The 16,419-nt window shown below is 63.7% G+C and carries 16 protein-coding genes and 1 pseudogene; 13 read left to right on the top strand and 4 right to left on the bottom strand.

Annotation, left to right across the window (positions count from 1 at the left end; translation table 11 throughout):
• The first annotated feature begins 1 nt into the window (after position 1).
• The 5 genes and pseudogenes from rimM to LV28_RS39870 all read left to right on the top strand — a co-directional run bounded on the left by rimM (position 2) and on the right by LV28_RS39870 (position 3,979).
• Complete coding sequence (gene rimM, locus LV28_RS39890) at positions 2-652, top strand: ribosome maturation factor RimM (protein WP_023596776.1); 651 nt, start codon at positions 2-4, stop codon at positions 650-652.
• A gap of 60 nt (positions 653-712) precedes the next feature.
• On the top strand, positions 713-1,492 hold the full coding sequence (gene trmD / locus LV28_RS39885) for a tRNA (guanosine(37)-N1)-methyltransferase TrmD (protein WP_023596775.1): 780 nt from the start codon (positions 713-715) through the stop codon (positions 1,490-1,492).
• A gap of 104 nt (positions 1,493-1,596) precedes the next feature.
• Entirely contained in the window at positions 1,597-1,983 is a 387-nt protein-coding gene (gene rplS, locus LV28_RS39880) for a 50S ribosomal protein L19 (protein ID WP_023873771.1), read from the top strand.
• Between the two features lie 254 nt (positions 1,984-2,237).
• A pseudogene (locus tag LV28_RS39875) lies at positions 2,238-2,905 on the top strand (CoA pyrophosphatase).
• A gap of 135 nt (positions 2,906-3,040) precedes the next feature.
• On the top strand, positions 3,041-3,979 hold the full coding sequence (locus LV28_RS39870; protein ID WP_023596773.1) for a CobD/CbiB family protein: 939 nt from the start codon (positions 3,041-3,043) through the stop codon (positions 3,977-3,979).
• 104 nt (positions 3,980-4,083) lie between these two features.
• On the opposite strand, the gene rsgA is transcribed toward LV28_RS39870, so the two are convergent.
• On the bottom strand, positions 4,084-5,025 hold the full coding sequence (gene rsgA, locus LV28_RS39865) for a ribosome small subunit-dependent GTPase A (RefSeq protein ID WP_038620634.1): 942 nt from the start codon (positions 5,023-5,025) through the stop codon (positions 4,084-4,086).
• Positions 5,022-6,269 (bottom strand): M48 family metallopeptidase, encoded by a 1,248-nt coding sequence (locus tag LV28_RS39860; RefSeq protein ID WP_038620637.1) that lies wholly within the window; start codon positions 6,267-6,269, stop codon positions 5,022-5,024. The genes rsgA and LV28_RS39860 overlap by 4 nt, the downstream gene beginning before the upstream one ends.
• 102 nt (positions 6,270-6,371) lie before the next feature.
• Here LV28_RS39860 and orn point away from each other — a divergent pair, with 102 nt between their 5' ends.
• Positions 6,372-7,010 carry an oligoribonuclease gene (orn, locus tag LV28_RS39855; RefSeq protein ID WP_023596770.1) on the top strand — a complete coding sequence of 213 codons (639 nt, stop codon included), beginning with the start codon at positions 6,372-6,374 and terminating at the stop codon, positions 7,008-7,010.
• A 104-nt stretch (positions 7,011-7,114) separates the two neighbouring features.
• Here orn and mog read toward each other — a convergent pair whose 3' ends face one another.
• Positions 7,115-7,735: a molybdopterin adenylyltransferase gene (gene mog / locus LV28_RS39850; RefSeq protein ID WP_038620640.1), complete on the bottom strand. Its 621-nt coding sequence runs from the start codon at positions 7,733-7,735 to the stop codon at positions 7,115-7,117.
• Entirely contained in the window at positions 7,735-8,340 is a 606-nt protein-coding gene (gene yjgA / locus LV28_RS39845) for a ribosome biogenesis factor YjgA (protein WP_023596768.1), read from the bottom strand. The genes mog and yjgA overlap by 1 nt, the downstream gene beginning before the upstream one ends.
• Positions 8,341-8,455: 115 nt before the next feature.
• Between yjgA and pmbA the strand changes: the two genes are divergently transcribed.
• From pmbA to LV28_RS39810, 7 genes are all read left to right on the top strand, one after another.
• The gene (pmbA, locus tag LV28_RS39840) at positions 8,456-9,814 is read left to right on the top strand and encodes a metalloprotease PmbA (protein WP_023596767.1); all 1,359 of its coding nucleotides are present in this window, start codon (positions 8,456-8,458) and stop codon (positions 9,812-9,814) included.
• A gap of 218 nt (positions 9,815-10,032) precedes the next feature.
• Entirely contained in the window at positions 10,033-11,184 is a 1,152-nt protein-coding gene (locus tag LV28_RS39835) for an ABC transporter substrate-binding protein (protein ID WP_025249388.1), read from the top strand.
• Positions 11,185-11,314: 130 nt separating this feature from the next.
• Positions 11,315-12,196, top strand: a complete 882-nt coding sequence (locus LV28_RS39830; protein WP_023596765.1) for a branched-chain amino acid ABC transporter permease — start codon at positions 11,315-11,317, stop codon at positions 12,194-12,196.
• A gap of 13 nt (positions 12,197-12,209) precedes the next feature.
• A complete protein-coding gene (locus LV28_RS39825) occupies positions 12,210-13,085 on the top strand; it encodes a branched-chain amino acid ABC transporter permease (protein WP_023596764.1) in 876 nt (291 codons plus the stop codon).
• 18 nt (positions 13,086-13,103) lie between these two features.
• Positions 13,104-13,904 carry an ABC transporter ATP-binding protein gene (locus LV28_RS39820; protein WP_038620644.1) on the top strand — a complete coding sequence of 267 codons (801 nt, stop codon included), beginning with the start codon at positions 13,104-13,106 and terminating at the stop codon, positions 13,902-13,904.
• Positions 13,901-14,614: an ABC transporter ATP-binding protein gene (locus tag LV28_RS39815; protein WP_023596762.1), complete on the top strand. Its 714-nt coding sequence runs from the start codon at positions 13,901-13,903 to the stop codon at positions 14,612-14,614. Before LV28_RS39820 ends, LV28_RS39815 begins: the two co-directional genes overlap by 4 nt.
• Before the next feature lie 346 nt (positions 14,615-14,960).
• Complete coding sequence (locus LV28_RS39810) at positions 14,961-16,400, top strand: sensor domain-containing diguanylate cyclase (RefSeq protein WP_023596761.1); 1,440 nt, start codon at positions 14,961-14,963, stop codon at positions 16,398-16,400.
• Positions 16,401-16,419: the final 19 nt, after the last annotated feature.

Below are 16,419 nucleotides of genomic sequence, written 5' to 3'. Positions count from 1 at the left end.
CATGGTTCGTTCTGCCCGACCCGCGCGAGAGCGCGTACCGCTGAAAATCGGTGCCGAGGCACGACGTGCCGCCGGCACACGCGCCGAACAGGTGCTTGCCCCGGTGACCGACGCGCCCGACGATCTCGTCGAGCTGGGTTACATCGGCGACGCCTATGGCATTCGCGGCTGGATCAAGGTGCAGCCGCATACGGGCGAGGGCGAGAGCCTGTTGTCCGCGGATTGCTGGTATTTTCGCCGCCCCGGCGAATCGACCTATACGAAGGCCGATGTGATGTTTAGCCGGGCGCACTCCGGAACCGTCGTCGCGCAGCTTCGCGGCAGCGACAACCGGACGGCTGCCGAAGCGCTCAAGGGGCTTCAGGTCTGGGTGCCGCGCAGTGCATTTCCGAGTGCGGGCGACGACGAGTTTTACTGGGTCGACCTGATCGGCGCCCAGGTCACGAATTTGCAGGACGAATCGCTTGGCAAGGTCGTCGGGTTGCTCGACAACGGCGTGCACACGGTGTTGCGGGTCGCCTATGAGAGTCCGGCCGCCGACGACAAACCGGCGAAGACTGCCGAGCGTCTGATCCCGTTCGTCGGCCAGTATGTGCAGACCGTGGATGTCGACGCGGGGCGCATCGTGGTCGACTGGGGTCTCGATTACTGAATTACCGATTGATCGCCCGGCCGCAGTTGCGTCCGGGCAACTCTGGACGGAACCGGTCTGATGCAGTTTGACGTCGTCACGCTCTTTCCCGAGATGTTTCGGGCGCTGACCGACTGGGGCGTCACCAGCCGGGCGCTGAAGCAGTCGCGCTACGGTCTGCGGTTTTGGAATCCGCGTGATTTCACGCACAACAATTACCGCACGATCGACGATCGGCCCTATGGCGGCGGCCCCGGCATGGTGATGCTGGCCAAGCCGCTCGATGATGCGATCGCCGCCGCGAAGGCCGCGCAAGCCGAAGCCGGCGTACCGCGGGCGCGGGTGCTGCTGATGTCGCCGCAGGGCAAGCCGCTGACGCATCGTCGCGTAGTCGAGTTCAGCGAGCAGGAGCAGGGACTGATCCTGCTTTGCGGACGTTACGAAGCCATCGATCAGCGTTTGATCGATCGTGTGGTGGACGAGGAAGTCAGCGTCGGCGACTTCGTGCTGTCCGGCGGTGAGCTGCCTGCGATGGCGCTGATGGATTCGGTGATCCGGCTCCTGCCGGGCGCACTGAACGACGAGCAGTCGGCGCAGCAGGATAGTTTCGTCAACGGCTTGCTGGATTGTCCGCACTACACGCGTCCGGAAGAGTACGAAGGTGTGCGGGTGCCCGATGTGTTACTGGGCGGGCACCATGCCGAGATCGAGAAGTGGCGGCGCCGCGAGGCGTTGACCAATACCTGGCGCAAACGCCCCGACCTGATCGAGAGCGCGCGTGCCAACGGATTGTTGAGTCGTGCCGATGAGGCATGGCTTGCAAGCCTGAAGGCCGATGCGAATGATGCGTCGGCCGGCTAGGCAGCGGGTGTCGTCATGGGGACGGCATTCGGTTTGAACCCATCCTCTGTCGGGGCCGGCATTGCCGGTATGGAACGCCGATACGATGGCACTAGGAGTGGTAAATGAATCTGATCGCCAAGATCGAGCAGGAAGAAATCGCGCGTTTGACCGCGAACAAGACGATCCCCGAATTCGCCCCGGGCGACACCGTGATCGTCAACGTGAACGTGGTTGAAGGTAACCGCAAGCGCGTTCAGGCATACGAAGGCGTTGTGATCGCCAAGCGTAACCGTGGCCTGAACTCGGGCTTCATCGTGCGCAAGATTTCGTCGGGTGAAGGCGTTGAGCGTACGTTCCAAACGTACTCGCCGCTGATCGCCAGCATCGAAGTCAAGCGTCGTGGTGACGTTCGTCGCGCCAAGCTGTACTACCTGCGCGAGCGTTCGGGCAAGTCGGCACGTATCAAGGAAAAGCTCTCGTTCAAGAGCAAGCCTGCTGCCGCCGAGTAAGCCGGACGCCGCTACGCCCGGCAACCTCGTGGTCGGGCGCAGCCAAAGCCGCATGGAAAAAGCACCCTTCGGGGTGCTTTTTTCGTCGTGGGCCCGACATTGAGACATTGCGTTGATGCGGCGCTGCGTCATGACGGGGGTATGCGAGGAATTGCCATGCAATTGGCATTTTCTTCGCGTGCACGCATTTTTTGCTTCCTCGCTAGAATAGCGACGTTGCTCATCTTTCAAAGGTCTACGTGGCGCCACCTCTCATCCTGCATCCAGAAGCGTTACCCATCGTCTCGACGGGCGAGGGTGAGCCGGTGCCGGCGGAGCGGCTGACTCCCGATGCGTTGCGCGACCGTCTTGCCAGTCCACCGGTCTGGACGCCGGAGACCGGCAACATCGAGTTGATTTCCCCGCCGTTGTTCACGCCTCGTGCCGCCGCTGTGCTGGTGCCGATCGTCATGCGCCCGCACGGCACCACCGTGCTGCTCACGCGCCGAACGCAGCACCTGAGTACACATGCCGGACAAGTCAGCTTTCCGGGCGGCAGCCGCGAGCCCGACGATCCGTCGTTGATCGCGACGGCCTTGCGCGAATCGCGCGAGGAAATCGGTCTGGATTCGCGGGCGGTGGAAGTGATCGGGCGTCTGCCAGATTACGTGACGGGGACCGGTTTCCGTGTCGCGCCTGTGGTCGGTCTGGTCAAGCCGCCATTCGATCTGGTGGCGGACGTCGGCGAGGTGGACGAAATCTTCGAGGTGCCGCTCGCATTCCTGATGGATCCGGCGCACCACCAGATTCGTGTCTTCCATTACCAGGTCGGGGAGCGACGTTTTTACGCGATGCCCTATCCCAAGCCTGCCGGGGGGAGTATTTCATCTGGGGCGCGACGGCTGGCATGCTGCGAAACTTCTATCAGCTTTTGCGGGCCTGACGCGACGTGCGACGCGTTTGCGCGGGTTGTCTGCCTGAAGTTGCCGGGCTGTGCGTCGCCAAGCCGCATGGGACGGGCATTCGCGGCTAGCTGTGCTATCGTTACACCATTCCGTCCGATGATCTGATCGCACGCATGACATTCTTTTCAGTACTCCTCGCGCTGATCCTCGAGCAGGTGCGTGCCCTCTCCACGCAAAACCCGGTCTACAACCTGATTCGCTCCCACGCGACGCACACTTCGCAAACGTTCGATGCCGGGCAACCGCGTCATGGCGTGCTGGCGTGGCTCGTCGTCGTGCTGCCGTTCGTCCTGGTTGTCGCCGTGGTCTACTACCTGCTCATGCGGGTCAACATTTTCCTCGGCTTCGCGTGGAACGTTCTCATCGTATATCTGACGATGGGATTTCGTCAGTTCAGCCACTATTTCACCGACATTCACGTCGCGCTGAACAACGACAATGTGAATGAAGCGCGCGAGATCCTGCGTCAATGGATCGGCATCGACACGGTCGACATGCCGGTCGACGAGATCGTGCGTCACACGCTGCTGCATGCGGTTATCGCGTCGCATCGGCATGTCTTCGGCGTGTTCTTCTGGTTCCTGATGCCCATCGGGCCGGCGGGGGCGGTGCTGTACCGCCTGGCCGAATACCTGTCGCGCCGCTGGACCGAACCGGCGCCAGATCGCAGCCCGGCATTCGGCGCGTTTGCGCGAAAGGCGTTCTACGTCATCGACTGGGTGCCGGCGCGCCTGACTGCCATCGGCTTTGCCATCGTCGGCAATTTCGAAGACGCCATTTACGCGTGGCGACACTATGCCAAGCAATGGCCTAACGAAAACGAAGGCATTCTGCTCGCGGCAGGCAGCGGCGCCCTCGGTGCGCGGCTGACCGGGCCGCTCGCGGAGGTGTCCAGTGTCGACGCGCTCAATCAGGGTGACGACGCGGTCTTGCCGGTGGGGAGCGAATGTACGCCTCGCACGCTTCAGGCTGCCGTGGGGCTCGTGTGGCGCGCCGTGCTGCTATGGATGCTGCTGCTTTTGCTGCTGACGCTTGCCGTTTGGCTTGGCTGATCCGGATAAGCACCGCACCGGACAAAAAACCCCGCAAATGCGGGGTTTTCTTTTTGCTGCGGCGACAGGGCCGTCCACAACCCGGAGCGCTATCCGGAGATGTTTCAATAGGGAATCTGCTGCTCCGACTCGTGCACCAGTTGTGCATAGAGTGCGTGGCGCTGCGCGGAGATTCGCCCGTCGGCGACCGCTTCGAGAATGGCGCAGCCGGGCTCTTTCAGGTGATGGCAGTTGTAGAACCGGCATCCTGTCAGTAGCGGGCGGAACTCGGGAAATGCCCGCTCCAGCGCGCCTTCCTTGAGGTGGTGCAGACCGAACTCCTGAAAGCCCGGCGAATCGATGAGCAATCCGCCGTCCGGCAAATGAAAGATGCGGGTGAACGTGGTCGTGTGCTTGCCGGAATTGAGCACGGTGGAAATCTCGCGCGTCGCGGCATCCGCATCGGGGACGAGGAGGTTGACGAGGCTCGATTTCCCCATGCCCGATTGCCCAAGCAACAGGGACGCCTGGTGCGCGAGGCGCGGCAGCAGCAGGGCTGTTGCCGTCTCCGGGTCGGCGCGCACGGATAACTCGAGCACCTCGTAGCCGAGGGCGCGATAGGGCGCCAGACGCTCGCGTGCGGCGGGCAACGCGAGCGTCACATCGGTCTTGTTGAGCACGATCAGCGGACGCAACGCATTGGCCTCCGCGGCAACCAGTGCACGGCCGAGCAGGTCCTCGCTGAAGTACGGTTCGGTCGCCAGCATGATGACCAGCTGGTCGATGTTGGCCGCGAAGAGCTTGCTCTTGAACTGGTCCGACCGATAGAGCAAATTGCGCCGCGGAAGAATTTCCTCGATCACGCCCTGGTCGCCCGTGCGTGCCCAGGCGACTTCGTCGCCGACCGCGATTTCGCTCTTCTTGCCGCGCGGAAAGCACAGCACCGTTTCGCCGTCATCCGCTTCCACGACATAGTGGCGGCCGTGAGCCGCCGCCACACGGCCGAGACGTCGTTCCGTCGCCGTCGTCTCGACTGGCGAGGCCTTGCCCTTGAACCCGCGCTTCATGCGTGCCCCAGCAGTCGGTCGATGCGTTGCGACGCCGGGGGGTGCGAATAGTAGAACGCGGTGTAGACCGGGTCGGGCGTGAGCGTCGACGCATTGTCCTGATACAGCTTCACGAGCGCGTTGACCAGATCACCGGCCTGTGTCTGGCTCGCGGCGAAGGCGTCCGCCTCGAACTCGTGCTTGCGCGAAGTCAGGCTGTTCAGCGGACTGGCGAAGAAGCCGAACACCGGCAGCACGAGGAAGAACAGGATCAGGGCCAGGGCGTTGTTGCTGCCGGTCATCGAGGGCATTACGCCGAGGTCCGTATAGAACCAGGTGCGACCGGTCAGCCAGCCCAGCAGTGCCAGGAACACCAGCGAAAGGGCGAAGGCGACGATCAGGCGCTTGGTGATGTGGCGACGCTTGAAGTGCCCGAGCTCGTGAGCGAGTACCGCCTCGATCTCCGCCGGCGACAGACGTTCGATCAACGTGTCGAAGAAGACGATGCGCTTGGTTCGGCCGAATCCGCTGAAGTAGGCGTTGCCGTGCGCCGAACGTTTCGATCCGTCCATCACGAACAGACCGCGCGCCGCAAAGCCGCAACGCTTCATCAGGCCCTCGATGCGCTGTGCCAGCGAGGCGTCCGTGAGCGGCTCGAACTTGTTGAACATCGGCGCAATCACGTGCGGGAAGATGAACTGGACGAAGAGGTTGAAGGCGACCCAGACGACCCACGTGTACAGCCACCACATGGGGCCGGCGCGGTCCATGAGCCAGAGCACCACGAACAACAGCGGCAGGCCGAGCACCACGCCGACGGCCGTGCCCTTGAGCATGTCGGCAATGAACAGACCCAGCGACATGCGGTTGAAGCCGAAGCGCTGCTCGATGACGAACTGTCGCACATACGTGAACGGCAGGTCCACGATGCCGGAGATCAACAGGACGGCGGCGATCAGCGCGATCTGGCCGACATAGCCTTCGCCGAGCCACGCGGAGATGCCGGCATGCAGCAGGTTCAGCCCGCCCAGCAGCGTGAACGCCACGAGCAGTACCGCCTGCGCGAAGATCTCCGCCATGCCCAGGCGCGTGCGCGCCACGGTATAGTCGGCCGCGCGCTGGTGGTCGGTCAGCGTGATCGTGTCGGCGAACCGCTCGGGTACCGCCGCCCGATGGGCGACCACGTGGCGGACCTGACGGGCCGCGAGCCAGAGCTTGGTCATGACCATCGCCAGCAGGAAGATCACGAAGAGATAAGTGAACATGCGCTTTTGGGGAATCTGAAGTATGCGAGAATTATAAGTTCTTTCGACCGGCGAGGCGCCGTGCCGGTCGTCCATCGATCTGTTTTCCAGAGTCTTCCGATCATGTCCGTTATCCCATCCAAGAATCCCACGCCCGCCGATGCCGAAACGACGCTCGCGCGCGCCGAGTTCAATTTGGTCTGGCTCGATATGGAAATGACCGGTTTGCAGCCCGACAGCGACCGGATCATCGAAGTTGCGGTGGTCGTGACCGATTCGGCGCTCACGCGGCGCATCGAAGGGCCGGTATTCGCCATTCATCAGTCGGACGCCGTGCTCGATGGCATGGACGACTGGAACAAGTCGACCCACGGCCGCTCGGGCCTGATCGATCGCGTGAAGGCATCGACCATCGACGAAGCGTCGGCCGAAGTCCAACTGATCGAGTTCCTGTCCCGGTACGTGCCGCCGAACAAGTCGCCGATGTGCGGCAACTCCATCTGCCAGGATCGTCGCTTCATGGCGCGTTACATGCCCAGGCTCGAGGCCTTCTTCCATTACCGGAACCTGGACGTCAGCACGCTCAAGGAGCTGTGCCGCCGCTGGGAACCGACGGTCTACAAGGGCTTCACCAAGCGGGCCGCCCACACGGCGCTGGCCGACATCCACGAATCCATCGACGAACTGGTCTATTACCGCGAGCACTTCCTGAAGACTGCCGTGCCCGGCGCCCCGGATGTTCCGGTGGCCAACCCGGACTGAGTCCTGCCAGGACACAAAAGAACGCCAGCGATCCCGCTGGCGTTTTGCATGAAAGCGCCGCGCGATTCGATCGCGCGGCCGGCCGGCAGTCCCGACGCGCGAGATCAGGCCGATTTCGGCGCCCGAATGGCGTTTTTTGGACGGAATGCCTTGCACACCGCATCATCGGTTTCGATGTACGGGCCGCCGATGAGATCGATGCAGTAGGGCACGGCGGCAAAAATGCCGGGCACGACCGGCTTGCCGTCGGCGTCGCGCAGCCCTTCGAGCGTTTCCTTGATCGATTTGGGCTGTCCGGGCAGGTTGATGATGAGCGCGGCATGCGCCGGCGTCTCGCGAATCACGGCGACCTGGCGCGACAGAATCGCGGTCGGGACGAAACGCAGGCTGATCTGGCGCATCTGTTCGCCGAACCCCGGCATTTCCTTCGTGCCCGCGCGCAGCGTGGCCTCGGGTGTGACGTCGCGCCGCGCCGGTCCGGTGCCGCCGGTCGTGAGCACCAGATCGCACTGCCTCGTGTCGACAAGTTCGATCAGGGTGGCCGTGATGCCGTCGGCGTCGTCGGGGATCAGGCGGGTCTCGGCCACCCACGGCGACGTGAGCGCGGTGCCGAGCCAAGCCTGAAGCGCCGGGATGCCCTGATCTTCATAAGTGCCCTGGCTCGCCCGATCGCTGATCGACACGAGGCCGACGCGAAGTTCGTCCGGATGGGAGCGCGCAACCATCAGTCTTCCTCGCGGGTTGGGAATTCCGGCAGATCGCTTTGCGCGTCGTCCGAAGTTTCGGTGTCGGCCGTACCGGTCCCCAGCAAATCCTTGAGTGCCTGGAACAGCTCGCGGAACGCCTTGGGCGGCTTCTGCGCCGCCTGTTCGCGCCGGGCATTGCGAATGAGCGTGCGCAGTTGCTGGGCGTCGGCACCCGGGTGCTGGGCGACCAGCTCGGTAAGCGCCTCGTCCTTGGCGAGCAGCCGCTCGCGCCAGCGTTCCAGCGCGTGCAGCTTGGCCGTTTCCGCCTTCGAGACCCCTTTGATGACGTCGAGGGCTTGCCTGATGGCCTGGACTTCGGACTCGTGCAGGGTGCGCATCTGCTTGCCGACGTACTGCAATTGCCGGCGGCGGCCTTCGTGCGCGGTGATCTTGCGGCAGTCGCGCACCGCCTGTTCGAGATTTTCGGGCATCGGCACGCGCGCGAGCGCGTCCTTGGCCAGGTTGACCAGTTCCTCGCCGAGATCCTGCAAGGCATGCGACTCGCGCTTGCGCTGGGATTTGCTCGGGCCTTCGTCGGCAAGCTCGCTGTGGGCGATACGGTTAAAGCGTTGAATGTGCGTCATGGGCGCTATTGTAGCGCGGCGCGCGGCGTCCAAATAGTTACCCGGCCTGTGCACGACGGCGCGCAACTCGCGCTAAGATGGCGGTTCCTAATCAGCCACTGACCGAATCGCGCCGATGTCCCAAGCGACCCAGCACTTCACGCATACCCAGGATCAACTCAAGGAAATCGTCAGCGACGTATTGCAGTACGCCCGTTCGCTCGGCGCCACCGACGCGGCGGCCGAGATCTCCGAGGGCGACGGGCTGTCGGTCTCGGTGCGACGCGGCAAGGTCGAGACCATCGAGCGCAATCGCGACAAGCTGGTGGGCGTCTCGGTCTTCATCGGGCAGCGACGCGGCAACGCCAGTACGTCGGACTTCTCGCGCAAGGCGCTGCACGACACCGTCGACGCGGCGTTCAACATCGCCCGCTTCACGGCCGAGGACGACTGCGCGGGCCTCGCCGAGGCCGAACTGCTCGAGATGCATCCGCAGGACCTGTCGCTGTTCCATCCGTGGGATATCACCGCCGACGAAGCCGTGGAGCTGGCGCGACGCGCCGAGAAGGCGGCGCTCGACGTGAGCCCGCTCATCCGCAACTCGGAAGGCGCCGGCGTATCGGCGCAGCACTCCCAGTTCATGCTGGGCACGACGCGGGGCTTCCTGTCGGGCTATCCGTATTCGCGTCACTACCTTTCGGTCTCGCCGATCGCGGGTTCGGGCAGCCACATGCAGCGCGACGACTGGTATTCGTCCAAGCGCGCGGCCAGCGACCTCGCGTCGCCCGAAGCGGTTGGCCGCTATGCCGCCGAGCGCGCGCTGGCGCGTCTGCATGCCCGCAAGCTTTCCACCCGGAAATGTGCCGTTCTGTTTGAAGCACCGCTCGCGGCAGGCCTGCTCGGCGCCTTTGTGCAGGGCGTGAGCGGCGGGGCGCTCTACCGCAAGGCCACATTCCTCGTCGACACGCTCGGCAAGCCGGTGTTTGCCGATCACGTGAGCATTCACGAGGATCCGCACGTCCCGCGCGCCATGGGCAGTGCGCCTTACGACGAGGAGGGCGTGAAGACGCGCGCGCGCGACGTGGTGCGCGACGGCGTTGTCCAGGGATACTTCCTGTCGACCTATTCCGCGCGCAAGCTCGGCATGCAGACGACCGGCAACGCAGGCGGATCGCACAACCTGCGCATGTTCAGCAAGCTGACCGCGCCGACCGACGACTTCCGTGCCATGCTGCGCAAGCTGGGCACGGGCCTGCTCGTGACCGAGCTCATGGGACAGGGGGTGAATTACGTCACCGGCGACTATTCCCGGGGCGCCTCGGGCTTCTGGGTCGAAAACGGCGAGATTCAGTTCCCGGTGGAGGAGATCACGCTGGCCGGCAATCTGAACGACATGTTCCGGCAAATCGTGGCCATTGGCGCCGACGCGCTCGTGCGCGGAACCAAGGAAGTCGGGTCAATCCTGATTGAACAAATGACCATCGCCGGTCATTGATGCTGCAAAAGTCGATTTCGGCGCCATAAACACGTTGCATTTATGCGCCAGAACGGGGCAAAACCCCATTTGTCGTGTCCGTTGCAAGCAGTTTGCGTTATGCTTAGGGGTTTTCTTAAGCCACGGCTTAAGAGTGGATGCGGTGGTTAGGGTAATGGGCGCGCTCATAAGGCGCGCCTTCTCATAACTAGAGACTAGGTATTGGAGGAAGAGGACTCATGAAAAGCACCATGACCAAGTTGCTGAGCGCACTTGTCGCCACGGGGATGGTGGCCGCGGCTCACGCAGCCGATCTGAAGATCGGCGTGGCCGAAGCGCTGTCGGGCGGCGCTGCGCAGTACGGCGCGGCAATCAAGAACGGTTTCCAGCTTGCCGCCGATGAAATCAACGCCGCGGGCGGCATCAACGGCAACAAGCTCGTGCTGCAGATCGAAGACGAGCAGGGCAAGAAGGAAGAAGCGATCAACGTCTTCAAGAAGCTGATCTTCCAGGACAAGGTGCTCATGGTCTTCGGCCCGACGCTGTCGAACTCGGCACAGGCTGCCGATCCGATCGCCCAGGCGGGCAAGACGGTGGCGTTCGGCACTTCGAATACGGCTGACGGCATCACGTCGATCGGCGACTACATCTTCCGCAATTCGGTGACCGAAGCCGATGTGCTGCCCGAGACGATCAAGGTCGCGGCCAAGCACACCGGCATCAAGAAGGTGGCCGTGCTCTATGGTAACGACGACGTCTTTACCAAGAGCGGTTACGACAACTTCAAGAAGGCGCTCGCCGACCTGAAGATCCCGGTCACGACGACCGAGACGTTCGCCAAGGGCGATGTGGATTTCAAGGCACAGCTCACGAAGATCAAGGCAAGCAATCCCGACGCCATCGTGCTGTCGGCCCTGATCGCCGAAGGTGCGCCGATCATGGTGCAGGCCCGTCAACTGGGCATCAACGTGCCGTTCATCGGCGGCAACGGCATGAACTCGGTCAAGGTGTTCGACCTGGCCAAGGGCAGCTCGGACGGCCTGTGGGTGGGTAGCCCGTGGTCGATCGAGAACGGCACGCCGGCCAACACGAAGTTCATCGGTGCCTACAAGGCCAAGTACAACGTGGCCCCTGACCAGTTCGCCGCGCAGGCCTACGACGCGATGTACATCGCCGCCGGTGCGATCAAGAACGTGAAGATTTCGGGCAACCTGGAAGCCGACCGCAAGGCGCTGCGCGACGCACTGCCGAAGGTCACGCATGACGGCGCGACGGGCAAATTCGCTTTCCGTCAGGCCATGGGCAAGAACGGCAAGCCGGCCGGCTACGATGCGCAACAGGCACCGATCGTCAGCGTGACGAAGGGTGGCAAGTACGTCATCGAGAAGTAAGCAGCCCGGCAGTACTTGAAGAAGTCCGCATGGGCGTAGGGCCGAAAGGCGCTACGCCCATCGGCGTTTCTGGCGCACGCCGCACCCCCGCGCGGCGCACGCCTTTGTCCCTCATGCTGGAATACACACCATGCTGGAACAGCAACTCGTCAACGCGCTCTCCCTCGGGTGCGTGTACGCCTTGTTCGCGCTCGGGTTCACACTCGTGTTCGGCATCCTCGGCGTCATCAATCTTTCGCACGGCGCGGTCTTCATGGTCGGCGCCTACGCCGCCCTGCAGGCTGTCGTACGTCTGCACCTGCCGTTGTGGGCGGCCATCGTCACCGCGGTGATCGTCGCGGGCCTGCTCGGCCTGCTCATCGACGTGCTGGTGCTCAAACCGCTGCGCAAGCGCGGCGCGCCTCACCTGATTCCGATGATCGCCACCATCGGCGTGGGCATCTTGATCAACAACGGTGTGCAGGGCATCTTCGGCGCCGAGAACCTGCGTTTTCCTTACGACGTCGTGTCGCAGGACACCCTGACGGTGGCAGGCGTGCACATGACCGTGCTCGAGCTCGCGATCATCTTCATCTCGTTCGCGCTCATGGCGGTGCTGATCACCACGATCAAGAAGACGCAACTGGGGCGCGCGCTGCGCGCCATTGCCGAATCACCGAAGGCGGCGTACCTGCTCGGCATCAACGTCGAGGGTCTGTTCCTGGCCACGTCATTTGCGGCGGCGGGCCTGGGGGGCATGGCGGGGGTGCTGATCGGACTGTATTCGAATGCGGTATTCCCGCTCATGGGGCAGCCGATGCTGCACAAGGGGATCGCGGTGATCATTCTGGGCGGCATGGGCGACATTCGCGGCGCGATGATCGGCGGCCTGTTCCTCGGCTTTGCCGAGGTGCTCTCGGTGGCCTACATCGGCTCGAACATGCGCGACGCCGTGGCGTTCGGCCTGCTGTTCCTGATCCTGCTGGTGCGTCCGCAGGGGTTGTTCGGCAAAGTGCTCGAACGCAAAGCGTAATCACGGGGGCGCAATGGACTGGTTCAATAATTTCTGGGCGGTTTACAGCAATCTGGTGCTGACTCTGGGCACCAATGCGCTGCTGGCCCTGTCGATTTATCTCACCCTCTCGTGCGGCATGCTGGCCATGGCCAACGCCGCGTTCATGGGCATCGGTGCATACACCGCCGCGTTGCTCACGATGAACTACGAGACGTCGTTTGCCGTGTCGCTCGCGGGCGGCATGGCCGCACCCGCAATCGTGGCCTTCATCATCGGCAAGCCGACGCTGCGCCTGTCCGGCGTATATCTGGCGATGGCAACGCTTGGCTTCGGCGAAGTCGTGCGCGTGCTCATCCTGAACACGGAGGACCTGACCGGCGGCGCGCTGGGCCTGAACGGCATTCCGCAGCTCACGCAGTGGTGGCACGTCGCCGGTGCGGTGGTGATCACGCTCGCGGTCCTGTGGCGCCTGCGCCGCTCGAAGGTGGGCCGTGCGTTCGAGGCCATCAAGGAAGATGAAACGGCGGCGGGTCTCATGGGGATCAACGTTACCGGCTACAAGATGCTCGCCTTCGTGCTGGGCGCCGTGCTGGCCGGTCTGGCGGGCGCGCTCAATGCGCATCTGACGTTCTTCATCGGGCCAAACGAGTTTGGCTTCGATCGTGGCGTCGAAATTCTGACGATGGCCATTCTCGGTGGTATCAATGGCCTGGTGGGCCCGGTGCTCGGCAGCACCATTCTCACGCTGCTGCCCGAGTTGCTGCGTGCGTTCAATGACTTCCGTCTTGTGGTCAACGGCCTGATCCTGGTGCTGATCGTGCTGTTTCTGCCCAAGGGTATCTGGGATCCGATGCGTTTTCGCCGTTGGTTCCGTGCCGGCAAGGCGCGCTCGGCCTCTTCCACGTAAGCGGACAGGGGACACGACATGCTCAAGCTTTCCAACATTTCCAAGCGTTTCGGCGGTCTTCACGTGCTGCAGGACGTGAACATCGAAGTGCCGCAGGGCACCATCTTCGGGCTGATCGGCCCGAACGGTGCCGGCAAGACGACCGTATTCAACCTGATCACCGGGCTGTTGCAGCCCACGGGCGGCAGCATCACGTTCGACGGCGAGAGTCTCGTGGGTGAGAAGCCGCACCGGATCACGCAGCGCGGAATTGCGCGCACGTTCCAGAACATCCGCATCTTCAAGGAGATGACGCTCATCGAGAACGTGGTGGTCGGCATGCATCGCCATCTCTCCTACGGACCCGCCGGTTTGCTGCTCTCGCTGCCGGGGTTCCGCGACATGGAAAAGCGTTCGCGTGAGCGCGCGCATGAGCTGCTCTCCTGGGTCAAGCTCGACCATAAGGCGTACGACATTGCCGACAACCTGTCGTATGGCGATCAGCGCAAGCTCGAACTGGCGCGCGCGCTGGCGACGGAGCCCAAGCTGTTGTTGCTCGACGAGCCGGTCGCCGGCATGAATACGGGCGAGAAGGTCGATCTCATGAGCGAGATCGAGAACATCAAGGCGCGCGGTTACACGATCTTCATGATCGAGCACGACATGCGTTTCGTGATGGGCCTGTGCGAGCGGATCGCGGTGCTCAACTTCGGGCGCATCATCGCCGAGGGCAATCCCGACGAGATCAAGAACAACCCGCAAGTCATCGAAGCCTATCTCGGGCGCGATGACGACGACGATGTGGCCGCACTGGCGGCCGGCGCGGAGGACAAGGCATGAGCGCGCTGCTCGAAGTGAAGGGCCTGAAGGTCGCCTATGGGCATATCGAGGCGGTCAAGGGCGTCGATTTTGCGCTGCGCGAGCATGAGATTACCTCGCTCGTGGGCGCCAACGGGGCGGGTAAGTCGACCACGCTGCTCGCATTGTCCGGTCTCATCCGGAAGCAGGCGGGATCGATCCTGTTCGAGGGCGAGGAGATCGGCGGGCTGGCGCCGAACAAGATCGTGCAGCGCGGCCTGGTGCAGGTTGCCGAGGGGCGCGCCACGCTCACGACCATGAGCGTGCGCGAGAACCTGGAACTGGGTGCGTACACGCGTCGTGACAAGCAGAACGTGAAGCCGGACCTGGACAAGGTGCTCGAGCGATTCCCGCGCCTCGCGGAACGGATCGACCAGATGGCGGGTAACCTGTCGGGCGGGGAGCAGCAGATGCTGGCGATTGGTCGCGCGCTGATGGCCCGCCCGCGTTTGCTGCTGCTCGACGAGCCGTCGATGGGGCTGGCGCCGATCATCGTGCAGGGCATCTTCAATACGCTCAAGGAGATCAATGCCGATGGGCTGACCATCTTCCTGGTGGAGCAAAACGTGCGGCAGGCGCTGAAGATTGCCCAGCACGGCTACGTGCTGGAGACGGGCAAGGTCGTGCTCGACGACACGGGGCGGAATCTGCTCGGCAACCCTCGCGTGCTGGAGGCGTACCTGGGCGGGTGATCTCCGATCGAGTGGCCGGCGGTTTTCGCATGGCAACTCGCTGACGCAACCCAACGCAAGCGCGTCGACCCACCTGGGAGCAGGGGGCGGCGCGCTTTGCTTTTGTAAGCGTGGCGCTTGTCCTGCGACGCGATTCCCGGACGGGGGGGCGTCGCGAGAACGAAGACCATGAGGCGAGCGGCGCCATCGGCGGGTGCCCACACCGTCTCGGCGGTTGGCATTCACCAGCAATTGGTGCATCCTTCCCGAATCATCGGTCCCGTTCGGGACTCGATTGCGTTGCGTAGAAGCGTGTCATTCCAACCACTATCCAGACACCGACCCGCGGCGGGCAGGAGGGGCCTTCATGGACGGCTTTCTGATGCAGCGAGCGTCGCGCGGGCAGCGGGCGCTGGCCGGCTGCCTGGCGATCGTCGTTTTCGCCGCCCTGATACTGGCCGCGCCCAATGCCACGATGGCGTTGCCCGCGGTGGCGCCTTTTCTCCCGATGTGCGGCCTGACCGTTTTCACGACCGCCTCCATTGCCGCGTTCCTGCTTGGCGCCCAGTTCCAGGTCAATCGCTGGCCAGCGTTTGGTTGGCTGGCCGGCGCCTATGCCTTCATGGCACTGACCGTCGCCATGCAACTGCTCACCTATCCCGGCCTGTTCGCCCCACAGGGCCTATTGGCCGCGCATCCGACGACATCGGGCTGGATCTGGGTCTTCTGGCACGCCGGGTTCCCCCTGCTCGTGCTGATCGCGATGATCGCGCGGCATCGCTTCACGCCGCAGGTCGTCACCCCATTGCCATCGGCCGGACGCGCCGTCTGGATCCATGTCGGCCTGCCGGTCGCCGTGGGCATATTGCTATGCCTGACGGCGCTGGCGGTGCCGCTGCCGCCGGCGTTGACGCCCGCAAGCGTGCCGGGCGCGTTCTCCGCCAGCGGCGCGGGCGTCGTGCTGCTCGCGGTCAACCTCGTGGCGCTGGGCGCCGTGCTCGCGCTCGGACGCCTGCGAACGGTGCTTGACTTGTGGGTGGCGCTCGCGGTACTCGCCTGTGTGACGGACACCGTGCTCAGCCTGATGAGCACCGTCAAGTTCTCGCTGGGATGGTATCTCGCGCGTCTGTTCAGCATGTCGGCGCCGGGCGTGCTCGTATGCGTGCTGGTATGGGAGGTCACGCGCCTGTATCGTGAGCTCACGCGTGCCCATCTGCGCCTGATCGAATACAGCAACCGCGACGCATTGACCGGCATCTTCAATCGTCGCTACTTCAACGAACGCTTCCCGCGCGAGTTCGAACAGGCACGCCGCTCGGGGCACCCCTTGTCGATTCTCATGGTCGACGTCGATCACTTCAAACGCTACAACGACGAATTCGGACACGTCGTGGGTGACGAGTGTCTCGCGCAAGTGGCGCTGGCCCTGCTGCGGGCAACGCATCGGCCCGCCGACATGGTGGCTCGCTACGGCGGTGAGGAATTCGTCATCGTGCTGCCCGAAACGGACGCGGACGGCGCGGGTTTCGTGGCAAAACGCGTGGCGCAAAGCGTGCGTGCGCTGGCCAAACCCTGCACAGGGCCGACGGGGCTCGTCACGGTCAGCATCGGTTGCGCGACGCACGTGCCAGCACAGGGGGCGCTCAATGACACGCCGGAGCGTCTCGTTTGTGTTGCGGACGAGGCCCTGTACACGGCGAAACGCCTGGGCCGCGATCGCGTGTTCGTCTCGCGCGCCATGTCGACGTCCGTGGCCGGTCCGTTTGAAGCGGGGACGGCCGCGCCGCACGAAAATCTCAGCGCCTGAACGCGCGAGCGGGGCCGCG

The sequence above is a fragment of the Pandoraea pnomenusa genome (assembly GCF_000767615.3).
Classification (GTDB): Bacteria; Pseudomonadota; Gammaproteobacteria; order Burkholderiales; family Burkholderiaceae; genus Pandoraea; species Pandoraea pnomenusa.
The sequence above is the reverse complement of the archived record's forward strand: the minus strand, read 5'-3'. Positions and strand labels throughout refer to the sequence as shown.